Genomic DNA, 19,493 nt, shown 5'->3' on the forward strand with positions numbered 1-19,493 from the left:
AAGTTTATACTTTGGGCAAGAAACTTGACGAGCTTTGCAGATAGTCAAAGAACCATCTGATGATGAAACTGAACTGCGGGATCAGCTGTGACTTACCCCAGTCTTCACTTTTCGACAGACCGGTAAAGGTATCGAGAAAGAACAGTATGGCGGCGACGATCAACGCTCCACGCAAAGCACCGAAGCAAATCCCCAACACTCTGTCGGTACCCGACAGTCCTGTTTTCTCTACCAGTTGGCCTATCACAAAGTTAACGATAGCGCCGACGATAAGTGTCGCGATGAACAGTATCGCGATAGCAATCCCATTTCGAACCAGTTCGTCTTCAAAGCCCGTAAACCAGACAGACAGGTAAGTGTAGTAATGGCTGGCGACAAAGAAAGCACAACCCCAAGTCACCAACGATAATGCTTCACGAACAAAGCCACGGATCAGGCTAACCAGACAGGAAAAACCAATCACCGCGATAATGGCGTAATCAATCCAGACCATATGTGTCCCACGATTTTACGCCCTGTCGTCCTGTTCGGGGCGCATTCTAACAGAAAAAGAAAACGTTTGCGTAGGGATTTCCTTTCCACGCGTAAATAAAAATGGCGCTGAAAAAATCTTCAACGCCATACGATTTTATGCCTCTTCGGACACTGCCGGATGGCGGTGTAAACACCTTGTCCGGCCTACATCAGAGCAACGTAACGCAATCCCTTAGTTAGGGGTATACCCCATCACCACCCCGCTCAAACCAGAGATCTTCTGCAGCTCGCCCAGCGAGTTCTTCAGCTTATCTTTGGAGGCGTCAGGCCCTACGAGAATGCGGGTTATTTTACCCTGCACCGGCGTTGACGGGGAAGTATATACCCGGAAGCCCGCGCCACGAAGTTTACCCACGATCTCATTGACCTTATCCGCGTTTTTCAGCGCACCGAGTTGTACAACGTACGCTTTGCCGGTTGGCGCTGGCGCTTCCTCAGCGGCCGGTTTCGGCGCTGGAGTCGGTGCCGGTGTTGGCGTCGGGGCGACGGCAACAGGCTGCGGTTTCGGTTTAGGTTTCGGTGGTTCCACAGGCGCAGGGACAGGATCTAACTCCGCGCTGTTTGCCGTCGTCAAACGTGATGGATCCAACGATGGCGCGGCAGCATCACCCGCACGCACCTCTTCTGCCGCCCCTTCCGGCGGCTGAGTCGGCAGTGCCTGCGTTGCTGCAGGCATCATGTCTGGTTCATCGCGATCGCCGGGTTTAGGCACCAGTGGGATCGCTGCAAATTCATCCTGATAATGCTTTTTCTGCCCGTCAAGCAGCCCGGGAAGCACAATCACCCCGAGCGCGACCAGCACAATTGTGCCGACTAATCGATTCTGAAACTTACTCGCCACCGCTTCTCCCCACGTCTATTACTTCCATGACATGTGCGACAGTGTGAAACGATCCACACACCAACACGGTATCTTCTGGCTTCGCCTCAGCAAGTGCCGCAGCCCATGCCTGCGCCACGCTGTCATAAGCGTTGCCTTTGCCCAGGTGCTCCAGCAGCTGTTCTGCCGTTGCACCACGCGGCCCTTCCAGGGGCGCACAGTACCAGTCGTCAACCACACTTTTCAGCCAGGCCAACGTACCTGCAATATCTTTATCATGTAGCATACCGATAACCGCAAGTACACGCCCGCTTTTCACTAACTTTTTCAGACGTCCGGTCAGATACTCCGCCGCATGCGGGTTATGGGCAACATCAAAAATCACCCGCGGCGACTCGCTCACAATCTGGAAGCGTCCCGGTAAAATCGCTTGTTCGATACCGTCACGAATGGCCTGCTCGCTGACGTTAAGACCGCTTGCGCGCAGTGCGGCCAGTGCGGTTGCAGCGTTAGGTTGTGGCACCTGCGGCAACGGCAGGTGCGTCAACGTTCCATGAGCGTCCGTAAACGACCAGTCATTCTCCGTGACCGCATAGCGCCAGTCCACACCGCAGCGCTGCAAAATCGCCCCGCTCTCCTGAGCGACATCCGCGATGGTGTAAGGCATTTCCGGTTCGCCGACGATGGCCGGTTTCTCTGCGCGGAAAATCCCTGCCTTCTCACGACCAATACTTTCGCGATCCGGGCCCAGCCAGTCAGTATGGTCAAGCGCAATACTGGTGACTACTGCGACATCGGCATCGACGATATTGGTGGCGTCAAGGCGGCCGCCTAACCCCACTTCCAGAATAACAACATCCAGTTGGGCCTGTTTAAACAGCCAGAGTGCCGATAACGTACCGTATTCAAAGTAAGTCAGGGAAATGTCACCACGTGCGTCTTCAATCTCAGCAAACGAGGCGGTATGAGCTGATTCCGGCAGTTCACGCCCCTGCACGCGCACGCGTTCCGTGTAGCGCACCAGATGAGGCGAACTGTACACCCCAACTTTATAGCCTGCCGCAGTCAGCACAGATTCCAGCGTACGACAGGTTGTGCCTTTCCCATTGGTTCCTGCCACCGTAAAAACAAATGGCGCAGGTTTCAACACACCCAGTTTACGCGCCACCTGGCTGACGCGTTCAAGGCCCAGATCGATGGTTTTACTGTGCAGGTTTTCAAGATAAGAAAGCCACGACGCCAGGGGCGACGCGGCTTGAGGGATACGTTTATTGTCCATGATGCCTGTAGATTCTTTACGTTGAGAAAAGCAAAAGGGCAGCGCCAACCGGCCTGCCCTTTTTTACACGTCGTTTTCCACGTTGCAGATGTGTTGGCTGTACTCGCTCTCCCGAATCACTTAACGGTGTAAGTTCATCGGGATTAACACTCTTGTCGCCTGCCTGCAACCCGAAACCCATAGCGTAAACTATCAGGCCTCTGGTTCATGATCGGGAACCGGAGGTACCACTTCGCCTTCACGCGGCTCATCCGGATTCGGCGCAGGAAGATTCATCAGCTTCGCCAGGATGCTTGCCAGTTTCAGGCGCATTTCCGGACGGCGAACGATCATATCGATAGCGCCTTTTTCAATCAGGAACTCGCTGCGCTGGAATCCCGGCGGCAGTTTCTCACGTACGGTTTGCTCGATAACACGCGGACCAGCGAAGCCGATCAATGCTTTCGGTTCTGCAATGTTGAGATCGCCCAGCATCGCGAAGCTTGCGGAAACACCACCCATTGTTGGGTCGGTCAGTACAGAAATATACGGTAAACCGCGTTCCTGCATTTTCGCCAGCGCAGCAGAGGTTTTCGCCATCTGCATCAAAGACATCAGCGCTTCCTGCATACGCGCCCCGCCAGAAGCGGAGAAGCAGATCAGCGGACAGTTGTCTTCCAGCGCCTGCTCAACGGCACGGACAAAACGCGCGCCGACCACAGAGCCCATGGAGCCGCCCATAAACGCGAACTCGAATGCCGCAGCAACGACCGGCATACCGTGAAGTGTGCCTTTCATCACCACCAGCGCATCTTTCTCGCCAGTTTCTTTCTGCGCAGAAGCCAGTCTGTCTTTGTATTTTTTGGAGTCACGAAACTTCAGCACGTCTTTCGGCTCAAGCTCGCTACCCAGTTCCACAAGAGAACCTTCATCTAACAGGCTATGCAGGCGATTGCGCGCCGACATGCGCATATGATGGTCACACTTCGGACAGACCTCAAGATTACGTTCCAGCTCAGCACGGTATAAAACCTGACCGCAGCTATCACACTTGGTCCACACCCCTTCAGGAATGCTTGCCTTGCGGGTGGGAGTAATGTTGCTTTTAATTCGTTCAATCCAGCTCATTGGTGACCTTTCTGCCTGAACCCTAGTCAGCTTTGTTATAAGGGGCGCATAATGCCATTTTTGCCCCTAACAGACCATGAATGTTGCACATTAAAACATAACAGCCCGAAACTTTGGATAAAAAAGTGGTCGAACCGCTGAGTTACTTTCTATTTTGCAGCCCGTGACGCAGCACGCTTATGGCGAATTACTTCAATCACCCCCGGCAATACGGAAAGGACGATAATCGCCACAATCAATAATTTCAGGTTTTCCTGGACGATCGGCAGATCGCCGAACAGGTAGCCTGCGTAGGTGAACAACAATACCCACAGCAATGCGCCTACGACGTTATACATCGCAAAGTGACGGTAGGACATATGTCCCATACCGGCAACAAACGGCGCAAATGTACGCACGATTGGCACGAAACGCGCCAGGATAATCGTCTTACCGCCATGACGCTCGTAGAACGCATGGGTTTTATCCAGGTAGCTGCGGCGGAAAATTTTGGAGTTCGGGTTACTGAAAAGTTTTTCCCCGAACAATCGGCCAATAGTGTAGTTCACCGCATCGCCTACAATCGCCGCCACAATCATCAGTGCCACCATCAGATGAACATTAAGATCGTTGGTTGGCAGCGCAGAAAGCGCACCCGCAACAAACAGCAGCGAGTCCCCTGGCAGGAATGGTGTCACCACCAGCCCGGTTTCACAGAACAGGATCAGAAACAGAATGGCGTATACCCAGATACCGTATTCCGCAACCAGCTCCGCCAGGTGCACATCAATGTGCAGGATAAAATCGATAAGAAAGTAAATCAGGTCCATAGTTTTGCCTTTATACGACTCAAATTAGTCCGCCAGAAATAGCGGGCCCATTGGCGGTTTTGGCAGGTCGAACCGGTCCGGGTAATCTACCGCAACCAGATACAATCCTTCCGCTTTCGCCGTTGCCGCTGCCAGCGTTCTGTCCTTTGCCGCTAACAGTTCTGCTATCCAGCTCTCCGGCTGGTTGTTGGCGCCAACTTCCATCAGGCTGCCGACAATATTCCTGACCATATGATGTACAAAGGCATTCGCTTTAATATCCACCACCACATATGCACCGAAACGTTCGACGTTAATGTGCATCACGTTTCGCCACGGCGTGCGCGACTGACACTGCACCGCTCGAAACGAGGTAAAATCATTTTCGCCAATCAGACACTGGGCCGCACGATGCATACGCTCAGCGTCCAGCGGTTCATAGTAATGGGTTACCCCTTTACCCAAAACCGCAGGGCGCAACCGATGATTGTAGATGATGTAGCGATAACGGCGAGCCGTGGCGCTAAATCGGGCATGAAAATCATCGGGTACAGCTTTAACCCAGCGCACGGCGATGTCACCAGGTAAATTCGCATTTACCCCCAGTGTCCAGGCCGCATCTTTACGCTGGGCAGTGGTTTCAAAATGCACGACCTGCCCAGTGCCATGAACGCCCGCATCCGTGCGTCCTGCACAAAAAACATTGATGCGTTCATTCGCCACCTGAGAGAGCGCTTTTTCCAGTTTTTCCTGAACGCTACGCACTTCGTTCTGGCGCTGCCAGCCATAATATTTGCTGCCGTCATACTCAATGCCCAGCGCAATTTTATGGGTTGACGGCTGTTGCTGGTCAGACATTAGTACAGGTACTCCTGCACCAGTTTTTCCGCTATTTTCACCGCCATTAACGCGCCGCCAAAGCGTACGTTGTCCGCCACAGACCAGAACTGAACCTGCTCTGGCATACCGTAATCATTATGCACGCAGCCAATAGAAAGGTGCGGCGTGCCCGATGCATCGCCAACCTGGGTCGGGAAATCGGTCTCTTCCGACAACACCACGTCTTCACCGCGTGAAAACGCATCGCGCGCTTCTTCCGCCGCCAACGGGCGCAGGGCCTCAAAATTCACCATCTGCGCGTGGCCATAAAATACCGGGGACTGCACGATGCTGGCAGAGATGAGCAGACCGTCATCCTGCATAATTTTGCGCACTTCATCAACGATACGACGTTCTTCACGCACGCTACCTTCACGATCGGGCAGCAGCGGCAGCATGTTGAATGCCAACTGACGGCCAAAGAAATCATCTTCGTCAATCGGGATACCGTTAAGCAGTTTTGCACTCTGTCCGGCCAGCGCATCCACCGCTTTTTTGCCATGAGCGGAAGCTGAGATAATATTGGTCACCGTAATACGCGAAAGCCCACCGTCATCAATCAACGGTTTCAGTGCAGACAGCAGTTGGCTGGTCAGACTGTTAGGCACCGCAATCACATTGCGGTTACGGTAATCCGCCAGCACGAACGGGTTAACGTCCGGAACCACCAGCGGAACGTCTGGCTCAAGCGCGAACAGACCGCTGCTGTCAATCACCAGGCAACCTGCATTAGTGGCTTCTTCTACCCAGGCGGCGGTGGCTTCAGCGCCCGCAACAAAAAATGCCAACTGTGCCTGCGTCCAGTCAAAGTCTGCAACGTCCTGCACTATGACCGATTTACCGTTAAAACGCAGATGTTCACCGGCGCTTTCATTACGCGCCAGCGCATAAATTTCACCGACCGGGAACTGGCGTTCAGCCAGCGTATCGAGCAGGGCTTCGCCTACGGCGCCCGTTGCGCCCAGAATGGCAATATTCCAGCCTTCAGACATGGTGATTTACTCCAAGAAATACGTAAGCGTCCCTGTCGCATTATTCGACAGGGAGCATTAAGAAGACATTAATGTGCCGGATGATGAACAGCGTTAAAACCCAGCTTACACAATAAGGCAGCAGCCGTTGCGTCGTCACACATCACATATAAAGACGACCATTCACGACGCTCAAGGTAATTTTTACGCAGTTTATCAAACTCACCCGGAATTCCAGCGACTTTGCGCAGCGGCGCATCATCGCGGCGCACATCATACACTAAATGCACCAGCCTTTTCAGCGTTGGCTGATCTAACGGGCCATGCAGGGTGATACGACCAAATTCCGGCGCGGGTAACAGGGTACTGAGCGCAACGTGCTGCTCGTGACCAATAAACTTACTATAGGCCTCAAAGACCTGCGTGGTGCCACGCGCTTTTCCTTCGAGGGTATACCCGGCAATGTGCGCCGTGCCGATATCGACTTTCTCCAGCAACGCCACATTGAGATCCGGCTCTCCTTCCCAGACATCCAGCACAACGCTCAGCGACTGACCGGCATTCAATCGGTTCAGCAATGCCGTATTGTCGATGACCGCCCCACGGCAGGCGTTGATCAGAATAGTGCCCGACTTCAACCGGCTAATCAGCGCGTCATCCGCCATGTGCAGCGTTTTGTACGGCCCGTCTTTAAACAGTGGGGTATGGAAAGTCAGCACATCGGCTTGCTCAACCAGTTCATCCAGCGAGCAGAAATTGCCTTCGTCACCGCGATCGGCTCGCGGTGGATCGCACAGCAGCGTGCGGATCCCCAGCGCTTCCAGACGCGCCTGCAAACGCCCGCCCACGTTACCCACACCCACAATGCCTACGGTGCGATCGCGTAACGCAAACCCGTCGCGCTCCGCCAGCATCAGTAACGCTGAAAAAACATATTCTACGACCGCTATTGCGTTACAACCGGGCGCGGCGGAAAAACCGATCCCCGCCTGCGCAAGCCAGGCGTCATCCACATGGTCTGTGCCAGCGGTTGCCGTACCGACAAATTTAACCGGTTTTCCGCCAAGCAGTGATTCATTTACTTTCGTCACCGAGCGCACCATTAAAGCATCCGCATCATCCAGCTCAGCAACGGGAATCGGACGACCGGGAACCGCTTTGACCTCCCCCAAACGACTGAACAGTTCGCGGGCATAGGGCATATTTTCATCAACGAGGATTTTCACGTCTTTCGCACCTGTTTGAGAACGAGAGTTAACCGGGCAAGTGTGCCATAATCTCGCCGCCAGGCATACTGCGAGACCTGGTCAGCACAGATTTAAGGAACAGAGATGATGCAGCCCATTTCAGGTACGCCCGCACGCCCTCCCGGCGAAGGCCAAAATGCCCCTTCCGCTGCGGGTGAACAACCGCTATCCACGCAACAACGTACTGTGCTGGAACGGCTAATTACCCGTTTGATTTCACTCACCCAGCAGCAAAGCGCTGAAGTGTGGGCCGGAATGAAGCACGATCTGGGCGTCAAAAGTGATACGCCGCTGCAATCACGTCACTTTCCTGCCGCTGAGCAAAACCTTAACCAACGACTGGGGGTTGCTCAGCAAAATCATGTTAATCGTCAGGTGCTTTCGCAGCTCACTGAATTACTGAGCCAGGGAAATAATCGCCAGGCGGTGAGTGATTTTATCCGTCAGCAGTATGGGCAAACGGCGCTCAGCCAGCTCACGCCTGAGCAGTTGAAGAACGTGCTCACGCTGCTGCAACAAGGACAGCTGTCGATACCGCAGCCGCAGCAGCGCCCGGCTACCGATCGCCCTTTGCTCCCCGCAGAGCACAATACGCTGAACCAGTTAGTTACCAAACTGGCGGCGGCCACGGGAGAATCCGGGAAGATGATCTGGCAGTCGATGCTGGAGTTGTCTGGCGTAAAAAGCGGTGAGCTGATCCCTGCCAAACAGTTTACGCACCTGGTCACCTGGCTGCAGGCGCGCCAGACGCTCAGCCTGCAAAGCGCACCGACGCTACAAACGCTCCAGGCGGCGCTGAAGCTGCCATTAGAGCCGAATGAGCTGACAGCGATAAAAGAATACGCACAGCAAACGTATCAGATCCAACCACAATCGATTCTGACCACGGTGCAGGTGCAGGACTTGCTCAATCAAATTTTCCTGCGTCGCGTGGAACGAGAACGTGAGCTCAGCGAGCCGCGTCATCTGCAGCCCATTTACAGCCCGTTCGCGCCGATGATTGAAACGGTTAAATCTCTGTCGGCACGACCGGGACTGCTGTTTGTTGCGTTGATAATTGCGTTAGCCATTTTCTGGCTGGTCGCTTAACCTTTACGCAGCGTAAGCAACGTTACAATAATCCCCACCACGGCGGATATCGCCCCGGCAAGGAACACTGAGGGATAACCGTACGCGGTGGCCAGCACCCCGGCGACCGGACCGCTTATACCGTAGGAGATATCCTGAAACGCGGCGTAACCGCCCAGCGCCGTACCGCGAACCTGCGCGGGCACTCGCTTCACCACTTCGACGCCCAATGCCGGGAAGATAAGCGAACACCCGGCCCCGGTTAATGCCGCCCCGAGCAGCGCAATCCAGGCCGATGGGGCCTGCCACAGCAAAATCAGCCCCGCAGTTTCCACCAGCAAAGAGACAACGGCGACCTTCACACCGCCGAAACGGTCCGGCATCCAGCCAAACAGAATGCGCATCAGCACAAACGCCCCACCAAACGCAGTCAGGGTGAACCCCGCCATCGTCCAGCCGTTGCTGACAAAATAGAGTGAAATAAAGGTACCGATCACCGCAAAGCCAACGCCCTGCAGCGCCAGGCCTAGGCCCGGTTTCCAGATAAGCCCCACCACGCTCCATAACGAAGGACGTTCTCCTGCATGCGCAGGCACTTTACGCACGGAGCCGTTGAATGCCCATGCCAGCAACGGTAATACCATCGTCGTTCCCGCCAGCGCCGCGAAGCCAAAGTGGCTGTGGATCAACAGGCCCAGCGGTGCACCAGCGGCCAGCGCACCGTAAATCGCCATTCCGTTCCACGACATCACCTTACCGGAGCGTGTTGGGCCGACCAGCCCCAACCCCCAGGTCAGCGTACCGGTGAGCAGTTGGCTTTCGCCAAAGCCGAGGATCAAACGCCCGACGATTAACAACGCAAATTTTACAGGGACAGAAACAGGCAATAGCGCGGCTAAAAGCCACGCCGCTCCCGCCAGCCCACAGGCAAACATCCCCTGTAGCGCCGAGCGTTTAGCACCATATTGATCGGCTAAGCGCCCGGCGTAGCCGCGCGTTAATACCGTTGCCAGAAACTGTACACCTACGGCGATACCGACCATGGTGTTGCCATAGCCCAGTTCCTGATGCACAAACAGAGGAATCACGGGCAAAGGGAGACCGACCGTCATATAGGTCAGGAAAACTGCAAAAGCGATACGAAACAGCGAAAAGTTCGCCGAAGGTGTTTTTTCTTGTTGGGTTACAGCTGTCATGCGTTACTCCAAAATGCAGAGTAAGGCGAGGAATGTCCACGCCCCCTCTACCTGACTATCAGGATTAAGGTGCGTTGGATAACGTTAAACGCTTACGCATTATCAAGAGGATAATGTTGAAGCTGGAGTCTGCCTGTAAACCCGATCGATTGTCAACGATATAAAAAAGGGAGACTGACGGCTCCCTTTACTGTACAGCATGAGCCGGATATAAGATCCGGCACACTGTCTTATGCTTTCAGCTTACGCATAACCAGCGTTGCGTTAGTGCCGCCAAAGCCGAAGCTGTTGGACATCACGGTAGTCAGCGCCTGCTCGGTCGGTTTGGTCACGATGTTCAGACCTGCCGCCTGCTCATCCAGCTCTTCAATGTTGATGCTCGGCGCGATAAAGCCGTGTTCCAGCATCAGCAGAGAGTAGATAGCTTCCTGTACGCCAGCTGCGCCCAGGGAGTGGCCGGTCATGGCTTTAGTCGCAGAGATTGCCGGGCTGTTGTCGCCAAACACTTCACGAATTGCCCCCAGCTCTTTCACGTCGCCTACCGGGGTAGAGGTACCGTGAGAGTTCAGGTAGTCGATCGGGGTGTCTACACCGTGCATCGCCATTTGCATGCAACGTACTGCGCCTTCGCCAGACGGAGCAACCATGTCTGCGCCATCGGATGTTGCGCCGTAACCGACGATTTCCGCATAGATGTGCGCGCCACGTGCCAGCGCGTGTTCCAACTCTTCAACCACGACCATACCGCCGCCGCCTGCAATAACGAAACCGTCACGGTGTGCGTCATAGGTACGGGAAGCTTTTTCCGGTGCATCGTTGTATTTGGTAGACAGCGCGCCCATGGCGTCGAATTCACACGCCATTTCCCAGCACAGCTCTTCGCCGCCGCCAGCAAAAACGATGTCCTGTTTGCCCAGCTGAATTTGTTCTACCGCGTTACCGATACAGTGCGCAGATGTCGCACAGGCAGAGCTGATAGAGTAGTTTACGCCGTGGATTTTGAACGGCGTTGCGAGGCAGGCAGAAACGCCGGACGCCATCGCTTTGGTGACCACATACGGGCCAACCGCTTTCAGACCACGCGGGCTACGCATTGCGTCAGCACCGAACACCTGAAAACGCGGGGAACCGCCGCCGGAACCTGCAATCAGGCCAACGCGCGGGTTGTTCTGGTAATCTTCTGCTGCAAGGCCGGCATCAGCCACTGCCTGTTCCATAGAAAGGAATGCATAGATGGATGCGTCGCTCATAAAGCGCACTACTTTGCGGTCAATGAGGCCAGTGGTATCCAGTTTTACGTTGCCCCAAACGTGGCTACGCATGCCGGAGTCCTTCAGCTCCTGAGAGAAAGTGATCCCTGAACGTCCTTCACGCAGAGATGCCAGGACTTCCTGCTGGTTATTACCGATGCTGGAAACGATGCCCAAGCCAGTAATCACTGCACGTTTCATTCAATACCTCTGTAAGTCGCACTATTTTAAAGTTTCGAGTGGCACAATAGCGTACACTTGTACGCCGAACAAGTCCGATCAGCCATTTAATGTGGAAATTTGCGCAGCCAGGCACTCATCGCTAAGATCGGGGCACAGCCTGCCAGACGAGTAACTTACGTGAAACAATACGCTATACAACCTGCAAACCTTGAATTCAACGCTGAGGGTACACCTGTTTCCCGAGATTTTGACGATGTCTATTTTTCTAATGATAACGGGCTGGAAGAGACACGTTACGTCTTTCTCGGCGGGAATCATCTCGCCCAGCGATTCCCTGCGCATTCACGTCCCCTCTTCGTGGTGGCAGAAAGCGGGTTTGGCACCGGACTTAACTTCCTGACGCTCTGGCAGGCATTTACCGATTTTCGCGATACCCATCCTGAAGCTACCCTGGAAAGATTACATTTCATCAGTTTTGAAAAATATCCGCTAACACGTGAAGATCTCACCTTAGCTCATCAGCACTGGCCAGAACTTGCCCCATGGGCCACGGCGCTGCAAGAGCAATGGCCGCTGCCGTTGGCGGGATGCCATCGCCTGCTCCTTGATGAAGGACGAGTCACGCTGGATCTGTGGTTTGGCGATATTAACGAACTGACCAGTAAGCTCGATGACTCCCTGAATCAAAAAGTGGACGCCTGGTTTCTGGACGGTTTCGCACCGGCAAAAAATCCGGATATGTGGACGCCAACGCTGTTTAACGCAATGGCCCGTCTGGCTCGTCCCGGCGGTACGCTGGCGACCTTTACCTCAGCGGGCTTTGTGCGTCGGGGGTTGCAGGAAGCCGGGTTTACGATGCAAAAATGCAAAGGCTTTGGTCGCAAACGTGAAATGCTCTGTGGCGTAATGGAACAGACGCTGACGCTCCCTTCATCGGCTCCCTGGTTTGCACGTTCCGGAACAGATAAACGCGAAGCCGCCATTATTGGCGGGGGGATTGCCAGCGCATTGCTGTCGTTGGCGTTACTGCGTCGCGGCTGGCAGGTCACACTCTATTGCGCCGACGATAATCCAGCCGGGGGTGCCTCCGGCAATCGCCAGGGCGCGCTTTATCCGCTACTCAGCAAGCATGACGCGGCCATTAATCTCTTTTTCCCCACCGCGTTTACCTTCGCTCGTCGACTGTATGACGCCCTCCCCGTTGAGTTCGCGCATGACTGGTGCGGTGTGACGCAACTGGCGTGGGATGATAAAAGCCAGCAGAAAATCGCTCAAATGCTGTCCCTTGAATTGCCCGATGCGCTCGCCGTCAGCGTTAACGCAGAGCAGGTTTTACAAACGACCGGCGTAGAAACCGGATGCGGCGGGATTCAGTACCCTGCCGGAGGATGGCTGTGTCCGGCACAATTAACCGCCGCCGTATTCGACTACGCCGCAACGCTGGGATTACGCACCCGGTATCAACATACGCTGGCCTCGCTGTCTCGGCAGACAGAACACTGGCAATTGACGTTTGCCAGTGGCGAAACCGCCACTCACGCTGCGGTGGTTCTGGCTAACGGGCATCGCATTAACGGCGTTGAGCAGACGCAGTCGCTACCGGTCTACTCCGTAGGCGGTCAGGTGAGTCACATTCCTACCACGCCTTCGCTTTCAGCGCTGCGTCAGGTGCTGTGCTATGACGGCTACCTCACGCCGCACAACCCGCAAAACCAGCAGCACTGCATTGGCGCCAGCTATCATCGCGGAAGTGAAGAAACGGTGTATCGCGCGGACGATCAGCAGCAAAACCGTCAGCGCTTAATAGATTGTTTCCCGAATGCCTCGTGGGCAAAAGAAGTAGACGTTAGTGGCAATGCTGCCCGTTGTGGAGTGCGCTGCGCCACGCGCGATCACATGCCAATGGTCGGCAACGTCGCGGATTATGACGCTACGCTCAGCCAGTATGCCACTCTTGCCGAAGACAAAGAGCACGCCGTAAACGCCCCGGTGTATTCCGATTTATTTATGTTAGGTGCACTGGGCTCGCGCGGGCTGTGTACTGCCCCGCTGTGTGCAGAAATTCTGGTATCGCAAATGAGCGATGAACCTATACCCATGGATGCCAGCACGCTGGCAGCGCTGAATCCGAATCGTCTGTGGGTGAGGAAGTTATTGAAGGGTAAAGCGGTGAAATAAGATACCATCTCGCCATTGCCTGATGGCGCTACGCTTATCCGGCCTACAACCCCCGTCCGCGTAGGCCGGATAAGACGCCTTCGCGTCGCCATCCGGCACAATCCACTGCAATTATTATTGCGTTGCCTTCTGGAACAGTGTGTCCCACATCTCTTTCACTAACGCCTGGTCACGCGGCGAGAGTTCGCCTGCGCTGATGGCTTTTTCCAGGCTGCTGGTCACATTGGCGTACAATGCCTCAGCGGAATGGTCCTCGCCAGCATCCAGCTCAGCCACAGCCAGCGTCAGGTGCCCACGCAAATAGCCACTGGCAAACAACTCATCATCGCTGGCGTGCTCTACCATATCGTCGATTAATGCCAGAATGCGTGATTCAAACTCCGCGATCATCTTATTTCCTCATTGTAAACGTGGCAGCGGCTTCAGTTGAGCGCTTCGGGCCACGGGAATTGTTCCGCCGTAAGTTCAGGCGTGTGATAATAATTCTGTAACGCGTTAATGAAACGCGCCGGACGTTCAGGGATCCCCTTTTCCAGGTACTCCATCACCTGAGCATGAACACGGCGCTGGAATACCACGCGATCCGGTTCAAAGTCCCCTTCCAGATTGTCGCAACTGACGTTAAACGGGTAGCCCGCCGCCATGCAAAACAACCAGTCAAACGCCTGCGGCTTCACTTCCACATCTTCAAACTGGCATTGTGTCTTCGCGTCGCGTCCGTCCGGGCAGTACCAGTAACCGAAATCGACCAGTTCACGACGGGCTTTACCGGCGATACACCAGTGTGAAATTTCGTGTAACGCACTGGCGTAATAACCATGCGCAAAAACGATACGGTGATACGGTAATTCCGCATCCGCTGGAAGATAGATCGGTTCGTCGTCGCCTTTAATCAGACGGGTATTAAATTCATCGGCAAAGCAGCCGTTAAAAATCTCAATTAACTGTTCGTAGTGATGCGTATTATTCATTAGTTCATCCCCAGCCAGTGGAGAATCTCCTGTCCATGATTATCATAAAGTAGCTTGGCGCTCATCACGGCGGAGACAATAACGATCATTGGCCGAATGAGTTTTTGTCCTTTGCTGAGTACCAGTCGAGAGCCCATCCGTGCGCCAATAAACTGGCCAATGAGCATCACAAAACCTGTCGCCCAAATCACTTTGCCGCCGAGGGCAAACAGCAACAACCCACCGATATTCGATGTGGCATTTAATACTTTGGCGTGGGCCGTCGATTTCGCCAGGTTGTATCCGCACAGCATGACAAAGGCCAGCGCGTAGAATGACCCTGCCGCCGGACCAAAAAAGCCATCGTAAAAGCCGACGCAGCCCCCGGCCACCAGCGCGAAAGGCAAACCGTGCAGTCGGCGCTGTCGGTCCTCTTCCCCGATTTTCGGCATCAACAGAAAGTAAAGGCCAATACAGATAACCAATACTGGCAGGATCTGGCGCAGAACATCTGACTGCACGTGCTGAACCAACAGCGCGCCACTCATTGAGCCGATAAAGGTCATGAAGATGTTGAGCTTCTGATCCGCCAGATTAACCACACCCCGACGAATAAAATAGAGGGAGGAAGAGATAGATCCCCCGCAGGCTTGCAGCTTATTGGTTGCCAGCGCTTGCGCAGGTGGCATCCCGGCCGCCATCAATGCCGGGATGGTGAGTAGACCACCACCTCCGGCCAGAGAATCAATAAAACCTGCCAGCATCGCCACAAAAAAAAGCACACCTAACAGCAGTGGCGACACCATAAACAGAGAGGCAAAATGATCCATTAGAGTACATGCTCGTCCAGTAGCGCCTGGCAGGAAGGCGGCAACGGCGGCGGTGTCTTCTTCTCAGGCTTGGTGGTTCCAGGTTTTGGAGGTTCGAACCAGCTTTGCAGCTCTGCGCCACAGCCGTCACCCGGTGGCGGTAACGGTTGATCTTCGCACTCAAGGCTGTCGGCAGGGCAACGTAACCGCACGTGCATATGCGCACGATGCTGGAACCACGGCCGCACTTTACGCAACCAGTCCCTGTCGGTCCCTGCATCCAGACAAAGTTGTTGCTTAATCGCCGGATTCACGAAAATACGCGTTACTTCATTATCTTTTGCAGCCAGCCTGATCAGGCTGAAAATCTCCGGTTTCCACAGTGACGGCACAACACGTTTGCCATCCTGTGAGACCAGATCTAACGCCTGCGGCCGCAGCAGTTGCGACTGGGTCCAGCGCGTTTTCGGCAGTTGCAGGAAAATATCCACATCCAGTCCCGTCTGGTGGCTGGCGTGACCGCCATTGAAACGCCCACCGGCCGGCATCCCCATATCGCCGATTAACACCGTGCCCAGTCCCTGACTATTGGCCTGATAACTCAGACGCTGGATAAACCTCACCAGATCCGGATGGCCAAAGTAACGACGCTGATCGGTACGCATCACCTGATAATGTTCTGACTGTACAGGCAGCGTATCAGCGCCAACAATACAGCCATTGGAAAATGCGCCGATAGACTGCGCACTTCCTGCAACCGGATGGGTAATTTTCTGCCAGGGCGTCGCCGCCAGACAGGCGGTACTGGCAAACAGAGCCAGCGCCGCAAGTGCCGTTTTTTTCATTTCTTACCAGCGTGGAATATCGGTCTTCACGTCCGCATTTTGCGCCCGCTGACGCAGCAGGTGATCCATCAATACGATCGCCAGCATCGCCTCGGCGATCGGTACGGCGCGGATCCCAACGCACGGATCGTGGCGACCTTTAGTGATCATTTCGACTTCTTCACCAAAGCGGTTAATAGTGCGCCCAGGAACGGTAATGCTGGACGTCGGTTTCAGCGCCATATGAGCAATGATTTGTTGCCCGCTGCTGATCCCGCCCAGAATGCCGCCCGCATGGTTACTCTGGAAACCTTCTTTGGTGATTTCGTCACGGTTCTGACTGCCGCGCAGCGCAACAACGTCAAATCCATCGCCAATCTCAACGCCCTTAACGGCGTTAATGCTCATCAGCGCATGGGCGATGTCGGCATCCAGGCGGTCGAATACAGGTTCGCCGAGACCCGCAGGTACACCGCGTGCAACAACGGTCACCTTCGCTCCGATTGAGTCACCTTCTTTCTTCAGCCCGCGCATCAGTTCGTCCAGCGCTTCGAGTTTATCCGGGTCCGGGCAAAAGAACGGGTTAAGTTCCACCTGGGACCAGTCTTTGATCTCCAGCGGAATATCACCCATCTGCGTCAGGCAGCCACGAATCTCAACGCCGAATTTTTCCGCCAGATATTTTTTGGCTATCGCTCCGGCCGCCACGCGCATCGCCGTTTCACGTGCGGATGAACGTCCGCCGCCACGGTAGTCGCGCAGGCCATATTTTTGCTCATAGGTATAGTCGGCGTGTCCCGGACGAAAAACGTCCTTAATCGCGCCATAATCCTGTGAACGCTGATCGGTATTTTCGATCAGCAGGCCAATGCTGGTGCCAGTGGTAACGCCCTCGAACACCCCGGAGAGGATTTTCACCTGATCCGGCTCACGACGCTGCGTAGTGTAGCGCGATGTGCCCGGACGGCGTCTGTCGAGATCGTGCTGCAGGTCAGCTTCTGTCAGAGAAATGCCCGGCGGAACACCATCGACAATACAACCGAGCGCCAGCCCGTGTGATTCGCCGAAAGTGGTTACGCGAAAGAGTTGCCCAATTGTGTTTCCTGCCATCACGGCTCCGTTATGCGTGTTGTGTATGTGCGCGTGTAATTAGTCTTTATAAATGCTGAAGTGCTCGCGAGCAGCAACTAACTGCTCTTTGGTCAGCATGAATACGCCGTCACCGCCGTTGTCAAACTCCAGCCAGGTGAACGGTACATCCGGATATTGCTCTATCAGATGTACCATGCTGTTTCCGACTTCACAAATCAGAATACCGTTATCTGACAGGTAGTCCGGGGCGTTCCCCAGAATGCGGCGGGTAAGTTTCAGCCCATCGCTGCCGGACGCCAGACCCAGCTCAGGTTCGTGGCGATATTCGTTTGGCAGATCGGACATATCTTCCGCATCGACATACGGCGGGTTGGTCACAATCAGGTCATACTGGACTTTCAGCAGATCGCGGAACAGATCGGAACGGATCGGCGTGACGTGATGGATCAGGCCGTGTTCTTCAATATTGTGTTCGGTCACCGCCAGCGCGTCAGTGGAAATATCCACCGCATCGACTTCGGCTTCCGGGAAGGCATACGCGCAGGCAATGGCAATACAGCCGCTGCCAGTACACATATCGAGGATATGCTGCGGTTGCTCATTAATAAGGCCCGCAAAGCGGTTATTGATAAGCTCGCCAATCGGTGAACGTGGAACCAGCACGCGTTCATCAACATAAAATTCATGCCCGCAGAACCAGGCTTTGTTGGTCAGATAAGCAACCGGAATGCGCTCGTTGACGCGGCGAATCACGCGTTCAACAATACGATGACGCTCGCTGGAGGTCAGACGCGCGGTACGCATATCTTCTGGAATATCCAACGGCAAATAAAGTGACGGCAGCACCAGTTGTACGGCCTCGTCCCATGGGTTATCCGTACCATGGCCATACCAGATGTTCGCCGCGCTAAAACGGCTGACCGCCCAACGCAACATGTCCTGAATGGTATGCAGTTCACTCACTGCTTCATCGACGAAAATTTTATCCACGTATTCCTCCAGGGCATGCTCGTATTAATTTCGGCGGCTAGTTTGCCACGAAGACGGCGATAAATCAGCATTCACACGGGGCCTGAACGCGAAAATTGCGTTTTAAGCGATCGGATGCCCGCCGAGTCGGGTTAAACTAACGGAAAATAAAAGTTGAGACTCTCGAATGAAAAAGAAAACATCGCTCAGCGAGGAGGATCAGACGCTGTTTCGCCAGCTGATGACCGGCACGCGTAAAATTAAACAGGACACCATTGTTCACCGACCTCCACGTAAAAAAATTGCCGAGGTTCCGGTTAAAAGACTGCTACAGGAGCAGGCTGATGCCAGCCACTATTTCTCGGATGAGTTTCAGCCGCTGCTGAATACGGACGGCCCGGTAAGATACCTGCGCGCCGACGTCAGCCATTTCGAGCTGAAGAAAATGCGCCGTGGCGATTACTCTCCGGAGCTGTTTCTCGATCTGCATGGGCTGACCCAGCAACAGGCCAAACAAGAGTTAGGCGCGCTGATTGCCGCCTGTCGCCGTGAGCATGTATTTTGCGCCTGCGTGATGCATGGCCACGGAAAACATATTCTGAAACAGCAGACGCCGCTCTGGCTGGCCCAGCATCCGCACGTAATGGCCTTTCATCAGGCACCGAAAGAGTACGGTGGCGACGCCGCGCTGCTGGTGCTGATTGAAGTGGAAGAGTGGCTACCGCCCGAACTTCCGTGATGCAAAAAAACAAAAAGAGCCGCATTTGCGGCTCTTTGATTTTCCGGGTGGCGGCTGCGCCTTATCCGGCCTGTTTAAATCGCTTTTGCCATTTTCAGGTTACACGGGCTCATCTGCCAGTTAAAAGTACCCTTCCCGCTCTCATCAAGCGTAACGCTGGCAATCGCTGATGTGGTAAACATCGGCGGTGTTTCACCTGGGCAAAGCTCAGACACCAGATATCCCACTAAAGGCAAGTGAGAGATAACCAGTGCCGTGGCGATACCTTCATTGGCCAGAGCCTGTAAATAGGCGCTGACCAGACCGACATCGCCGCAGGGAGTCAGCTCCGGCAAAACATCAACACCGGTTGGCAGGTTCATACACTCCCCCACCACATCCAGCGTTTGTTCGGCTCGTAGGAACGGGCTCACCAGAACACGTTCGATATCCACTTTTTGACCTTTCAGCCAGTTCGCCATCAGGCGAGATTCGTCACAACCACAGGAGGTTAAGGGACGAACCGAATCACTGGCGGCATCGAGGGCCGCGTCGCCGTGACGCATGATAAAAACTTGCATATTGCACCGCTTTTGTTAACCAGAATCACCACTACCTTTATTCACAGCCC

At 54.5% G+C, this 19,493-nt stretch carries 20 protein-coding genes; 3 read left to right on the forward strand and 17 right to left on the reverse strand.

The genetic code is table 11. The features are described from left to right. Positions 1 to 4: 4 nt before the first annotated feature. The 8 genes from cvpA to pdxB form a co-directional block, all read right to left on the reverse strand. Positions 5 to 493: a colicin V production protein gene (cvpA, locus tag OGX96_RS09050; protein WP_003028129.1), complete on the reverse strand. Its 489-nt coding sequence runs from the start codon at positions 491 to 493 to the stop codon at positions 5 to 7. A 213-nt stretch (positions 494 to 706) separates the two neighbouring features. Beyond that, positions 707 to 1,375, reverse strand: a complete 669-nt coding sequence (gene dedD / locus OGX96_RS09055; protein WP_003834793.1) for a cell division protein DedD — start codon at positions 1,373 to 1,375, stop codon at positions 707 to 709. Beyond that, positions 1,365 to 2,633 carry a bifunctional tetrahydrofolate synthase/dihydrofolate synthase gene (gene folC, locus OGX96_RS09060; protein WP_137377455.1) on the reverse strand — a complete coding sequence of 423 codons (1,269 nt, stop codon included), beginning with the start codon at positions 2,631 to 2,633 and terminating at the stop codon, positions 1,365 to 1,367. Before folC ends, dedD begins: the two co-directional genes overlap by 11 nt. A 192-nt stretch (positions 2,634 to 2,825) precedes the next feature. Further along, a complete protein-coding gene (accD, locus tag OGX96_RS09065; protein ID WP_167820162.1) occupies positions 2,826 to 3,740 on the reverse strand; it encodes an acetyl-CoA carboxylase, carboxyltransferase subunit beta in 915 nt (304 codons plus the stop codon). A 149-nt stretch (positions 3,741 to 3,889) separates the two neighbouring features. Continuing rightward, on the reverse strand, positions 3,890 to 4,549 hold the full coding sequence (locus OGX96_RS09070; protein WP_003028140.1) for a DedA family protein: 660 nt from the start codon (positions 4,547 to 4,549) through the stop codon (positions 3,890 to 3,892). A 24-nt stretch (positions 4,550 to 4,573) separates the two neighbouring features. Then, positions 4,574 to 5,386, reverse strand: a complete 813-nt coding sequence (gene truA / locus OGX96_RS09075; RefSeq protein ID WP_003028142.1) for a tRNA pseudouridine(38-40) synthase TruA — start codon at positions 5,384 to 5,386, stop codon at positions 4,574 to 4,576. Next, positions 5,386 to 6,399, reverse strand: a complete 1,014-nt coding sequence (locus tag OGX96_RS09080) for an aspartate-semialdehyde dehydrogenase (RefSeq protein ID WP_008785360.1) — start codon at positions 6,397 to 6,399, stop codon at positions 5,386 to 5,388. The genes truA and OGX96_RS09080 overlap by 1 nt, the downstream gene beginning before the upstream one ends. A 68-nt stretch (positions 6,400 to 6,467) precedes the next feature. Beyond that, entirely contained in the window at positions 6,468 to 7,604 is a 1,137-nt protein-coding gene (gene pdxB / locus OGX96_RS09085) for a 4-phosphoerythronate dehydrogenase PdxB (RefSeq protein WP_198801511.1), read from the reverse strand. A 108-nt stretch (positions 7,605 to 7,712) separates the two neighbouring features. Here pdxB and flk point away from each other — a divergent pair, with 108 nt between their 5' ends. Further along, on the forward strand, positions 7,713 to 8,714 hold the full coding sequence (gene flk, locus OGX96_RS09090) for a flagella biosynthesis regulator Flk (protein ID WP_008785362.1): 1,002 nt from the start codon (positions 7,713 to 7,715) through the stop codon (positions 8,712 to 8,714). Here the strand turns inward: flk and OGX96_RS09095 are convergent. Continuing rightward, the gene (locus tag OGX96_RS09095; RefSeq protein WP_198801510.1) at positions 8,711 to 9,889 is read right to left on the reverse strand and encodes an MFS transporter; all 1,179 of its coding nucleotides are present in this window, start codon (positions 9,887 to 9,889) and stop codon (positions 8,711 to 8,713) included. The genes flk and OGX96_RS09095 overlap by 4 nt on opposite strands. A 230-nt stretch (positions 9,890 to 10,119) precedes the next feature. Next, positions 10,120 to 11,340 (reverse strand): beta-ketoacyl-ACP synthase I, encoded by a 1,221-nt coding sequence (gene fabB, locus OGX96_RS09100; RefSeq protein WP_008785363.1) that lies wholly within the window; start codon positions 11,338 to 11,340, stop codon positions 10,120 to 10,122. A 159-nt stretch (positions 11,341 to 11,499) separates the two neighbouring features. Between fabB and mnmC the strand changes: the two genes are divergently transcribed. Beyond that, positions 11,500 to 13,500 (forward strand): bifunctional tRNA (5-methylaminomethyl-2-thiouridine)(34)-methyltransferase MnmC2/FAD-dependent 5-carboxymethylaminomethyl-2-thiouridine(34) oxidoreductase MnmC1, encoded by a 2,001-nt coding sequence (gene mnmC, locus OGX96_RS09105; RefSeq protein ID WP_198801509.1) that lies wholly within the window; start codon positions 11,500 to 11,502, stop codon positions 13,498 to 13,500. Positions 13,501 to 13,614: 114 nt separating this feature from the next. Here mnmC and OGX96_RS09110 read toward each other — a convergent pair whose 3' ends face one another. From OGX96_RS09110 to prmB, 6 genes are read right to left on the reverse strand one after another with little or no spacing between them, the layout of a single operon-like run. Beyond that, complete coding sequence (locus tag OGX96_RS09110; protein ID WP_003028163.1) at positions 13,615 to 13,890, reverse strand: YfcL family protein; 276 nt, start codon at positions 13,888 to 13,890, stop codon at positions 13,615 to 13,617. A gap of 32 nt (positions 13,891 to 13,922) precedes the next feature. Next, positions 13,923 to 14,471, reverse strand: coding sequence for an elongation factor P hydroxylase (locus tag OGX96_RS09115; protein ID WP_003834819.1), 549 nt, complete (start codon positions 14,469 to 14,471; stop codon positions 13,923 to 13,925). Beyond that, positions 14,471 to 15,280, reverse strand: a complete 810-nt coding sequence (locus OGX96_RS09120) for a sulfite exporter TauE/SafE family protein (RefSeq protein WP_003834821.1) — start codon at positions 15,278 to 15,280, stop codon at positions 14,471 to 14,473. The genes OGX96_RS09115 and OGX96_RS09120 overlap by 1 nt, the downstream gene beginning before the upstream one ends. Next, positions 15,280 to 16,104, reverse strand: a complete 825-nt coding sequence (mepA, locus tag OGX96_RS09125; RefSeq protein WP_032944099.1) for a penicillin-insensitive murein endopeptidase — start codon at positions 16,102 to 16,104, stop codon at positions 15,280 to 15,282. The genes OGX96_RS09120 and mepA overlap by 1 nt, the downstream gene beginning before the upstream one ends. 3 nt (positions 16,105 to 16,107) lie before the next feature. Continuing rightward, a complete protein-coding gene (aroC, locus tag OGX96_RS09130) occupies positions 16,108 to 17,193 on the reverse strand; it encodes a chorismate synthase (protein ID WP_003834825.1) in 1,086 nt (361 codons plus the stop codon). Positions 17,194 to 17,232: 39 nt separating this feature from the next. Further along, the gene (gene prmB / locus OGX96_RS09135; RefSeq protein ID WP_003028173.1) at positions 17,233 to 18,165 is read right to left on the reverse strand and encodes a 50S ribosomal protein L3 N(5)-glutamine methyltransferase; all 933 of its coding nucleotides are present in this window, start codon (positions 18,163 to 18,165) and stop codon (positions 17,233 to 17,235) included. A gap of 166 nt (positions 18,166 to 18,331) precedes the next feature. Between prmB and smrB the strand changes: the two genes are divergently transcribed. Further along, positions 18,332 to 18,883, forward strand: coding sequence for an endonuclease SmrB (smrB, locus tag OGX96_RS09140; RefSeq protein ID WP_003839296.1), 552 nt, complete (start codon positions 18,332 to 18,334; stop codon positions 18,881 to 18,883). A gap of 74 nt (positions 18,884 to 18,957) precedes the next feature. On the opposite strand, the gene sixA is transcribed toward smrB, so the two are convergent. After that, a complete protein-coding gene (gene sixA, locus OGX96_RS09145; protein ID WP_003028179.1) occupies positions 18,958 to 19,443 on the reverse strand; it encodes a phosphohistidine phosphatase SixA in 486 nt (161 codons plus the stop codon). Positions 19,444 to 19,493 lie beyond the last annotated feature (50 nt).

This window comes from Citrobacter sp. Cpo100, from assembly GCF_030332595.1.
Classification (GTDB): Bacteria; Pseudomonadota; Gammaproteobacteria; order Enterobacterales; family Enterobacteriaceae; genus Citrobacter; species Citrobacter portucalensis.

Bases quoted from the DNA above. Each gene is read 5' to 3' on its own strand.
- cvpA (WP_003028129.1), bottom strand. From the start codon at position 493: ATGGTCTGGATTGATTACGCCATTATCGCGGTGATTGGTTTTTCCTGT.
- folC (WP_137377455.1), bottom strand. From the start codon at position 2,633: ATGGACAATAAACGTATCCCTCAAGCCGCGTCGCCCCTGGCGTCGTGG.
- accD (WP_167820162.1), bottom strand. From the start codon at position 3,740: ATGAGCTGGATTGAACGAATTAAAAGCAACATTACTCCCACCCGCAAG.
- OGX96_RS09070 (WP_003028140.1), bottom strand. From the start codon at position 4,549: ATGGACCTGATTTACTTTCTTATCGATTTTATCCTGCACATTGATGTG.
- truA (WP_003028142.1), bottom strand. From the start codon at position 5,386: ATGTCTGACCAGCAACAGCCGTCAACCCATAAAATTGCGCTGGGCATT.
- OGX96_RS09080 (WP_008785360.1), bottom strand. From the start codon at position 6,399: ATGTCTGAAGGCTGGAATATTGCCATTCTGGGCGCAACGGGCGCCGTA.
- flk (WP_008785362.1), top strand. From the start codon at position 7,713: ATGCAGCCCATTTCAGGTACGCCCGCACGCCCTCCCGGCGAAGGCCAA.
- OGX96_RS09095 (WP_198801510.1), bottom strand. From the start codon at position 9,889: ATGACAGCTGTAACCCAACAAGAAAAAACACCTTCGGCGAACTTTTCG.
- fabB (WP_008785363.1), bottom strand. From the start codon at position 11,340: ATGAAACGTGCAGTGATTACTGGCTTGGGCATCGTTTCCAGCATCGGT.
- OGX96_RS09110 (WP_003028163.1), bottom strand. From the start codon at position 13,890: ATGATCGCGGAGTTTGAATCACGCATTCTGGCATTAATCGACGATATG.
- OGX96_RS09115 (WP_003834819.1), bottom strand. From the start codon at position 14,471: ATGAATAATACGCATCACTACGAACAGTTAATTGAGATTTTTAACGGC.
- OGX96_RS09120 (WP_003834821.1), bottom strand. From the start codon at position 15,280: ATGGATCATTTTGCCTCTCTGTTTATGGTGTCGCCACTGCTGTTAGGT.
- mepA (WP_032944099.1), bottom strand. From the start codon at position 16,104: ATGAAAAAAACGGCACTTGCGGCGCTGGCTCTGTTTGCCAGTACCGCC.
- aroC (WP_003834825.1), bottom strand. From the start codon at position 17,193: ATGGCAGGAAACACAATTGGGCAACTCTTTCGCGTAACCACTTTCGGC.
- smrB (WP_003839296.1), top strand. From the start codon at position 18,332: ATGAAAAAGAAAACATCGCTCAGCGAGGAGGATCAGACGCTGTTTCGC.
- sixA (WP_003028179.1), bottom strand. From the start codon at position 19,443: ATGCAAGTTTTTATCATGCGTCACGGCGACGCGGCCCTCGATGCCGCC.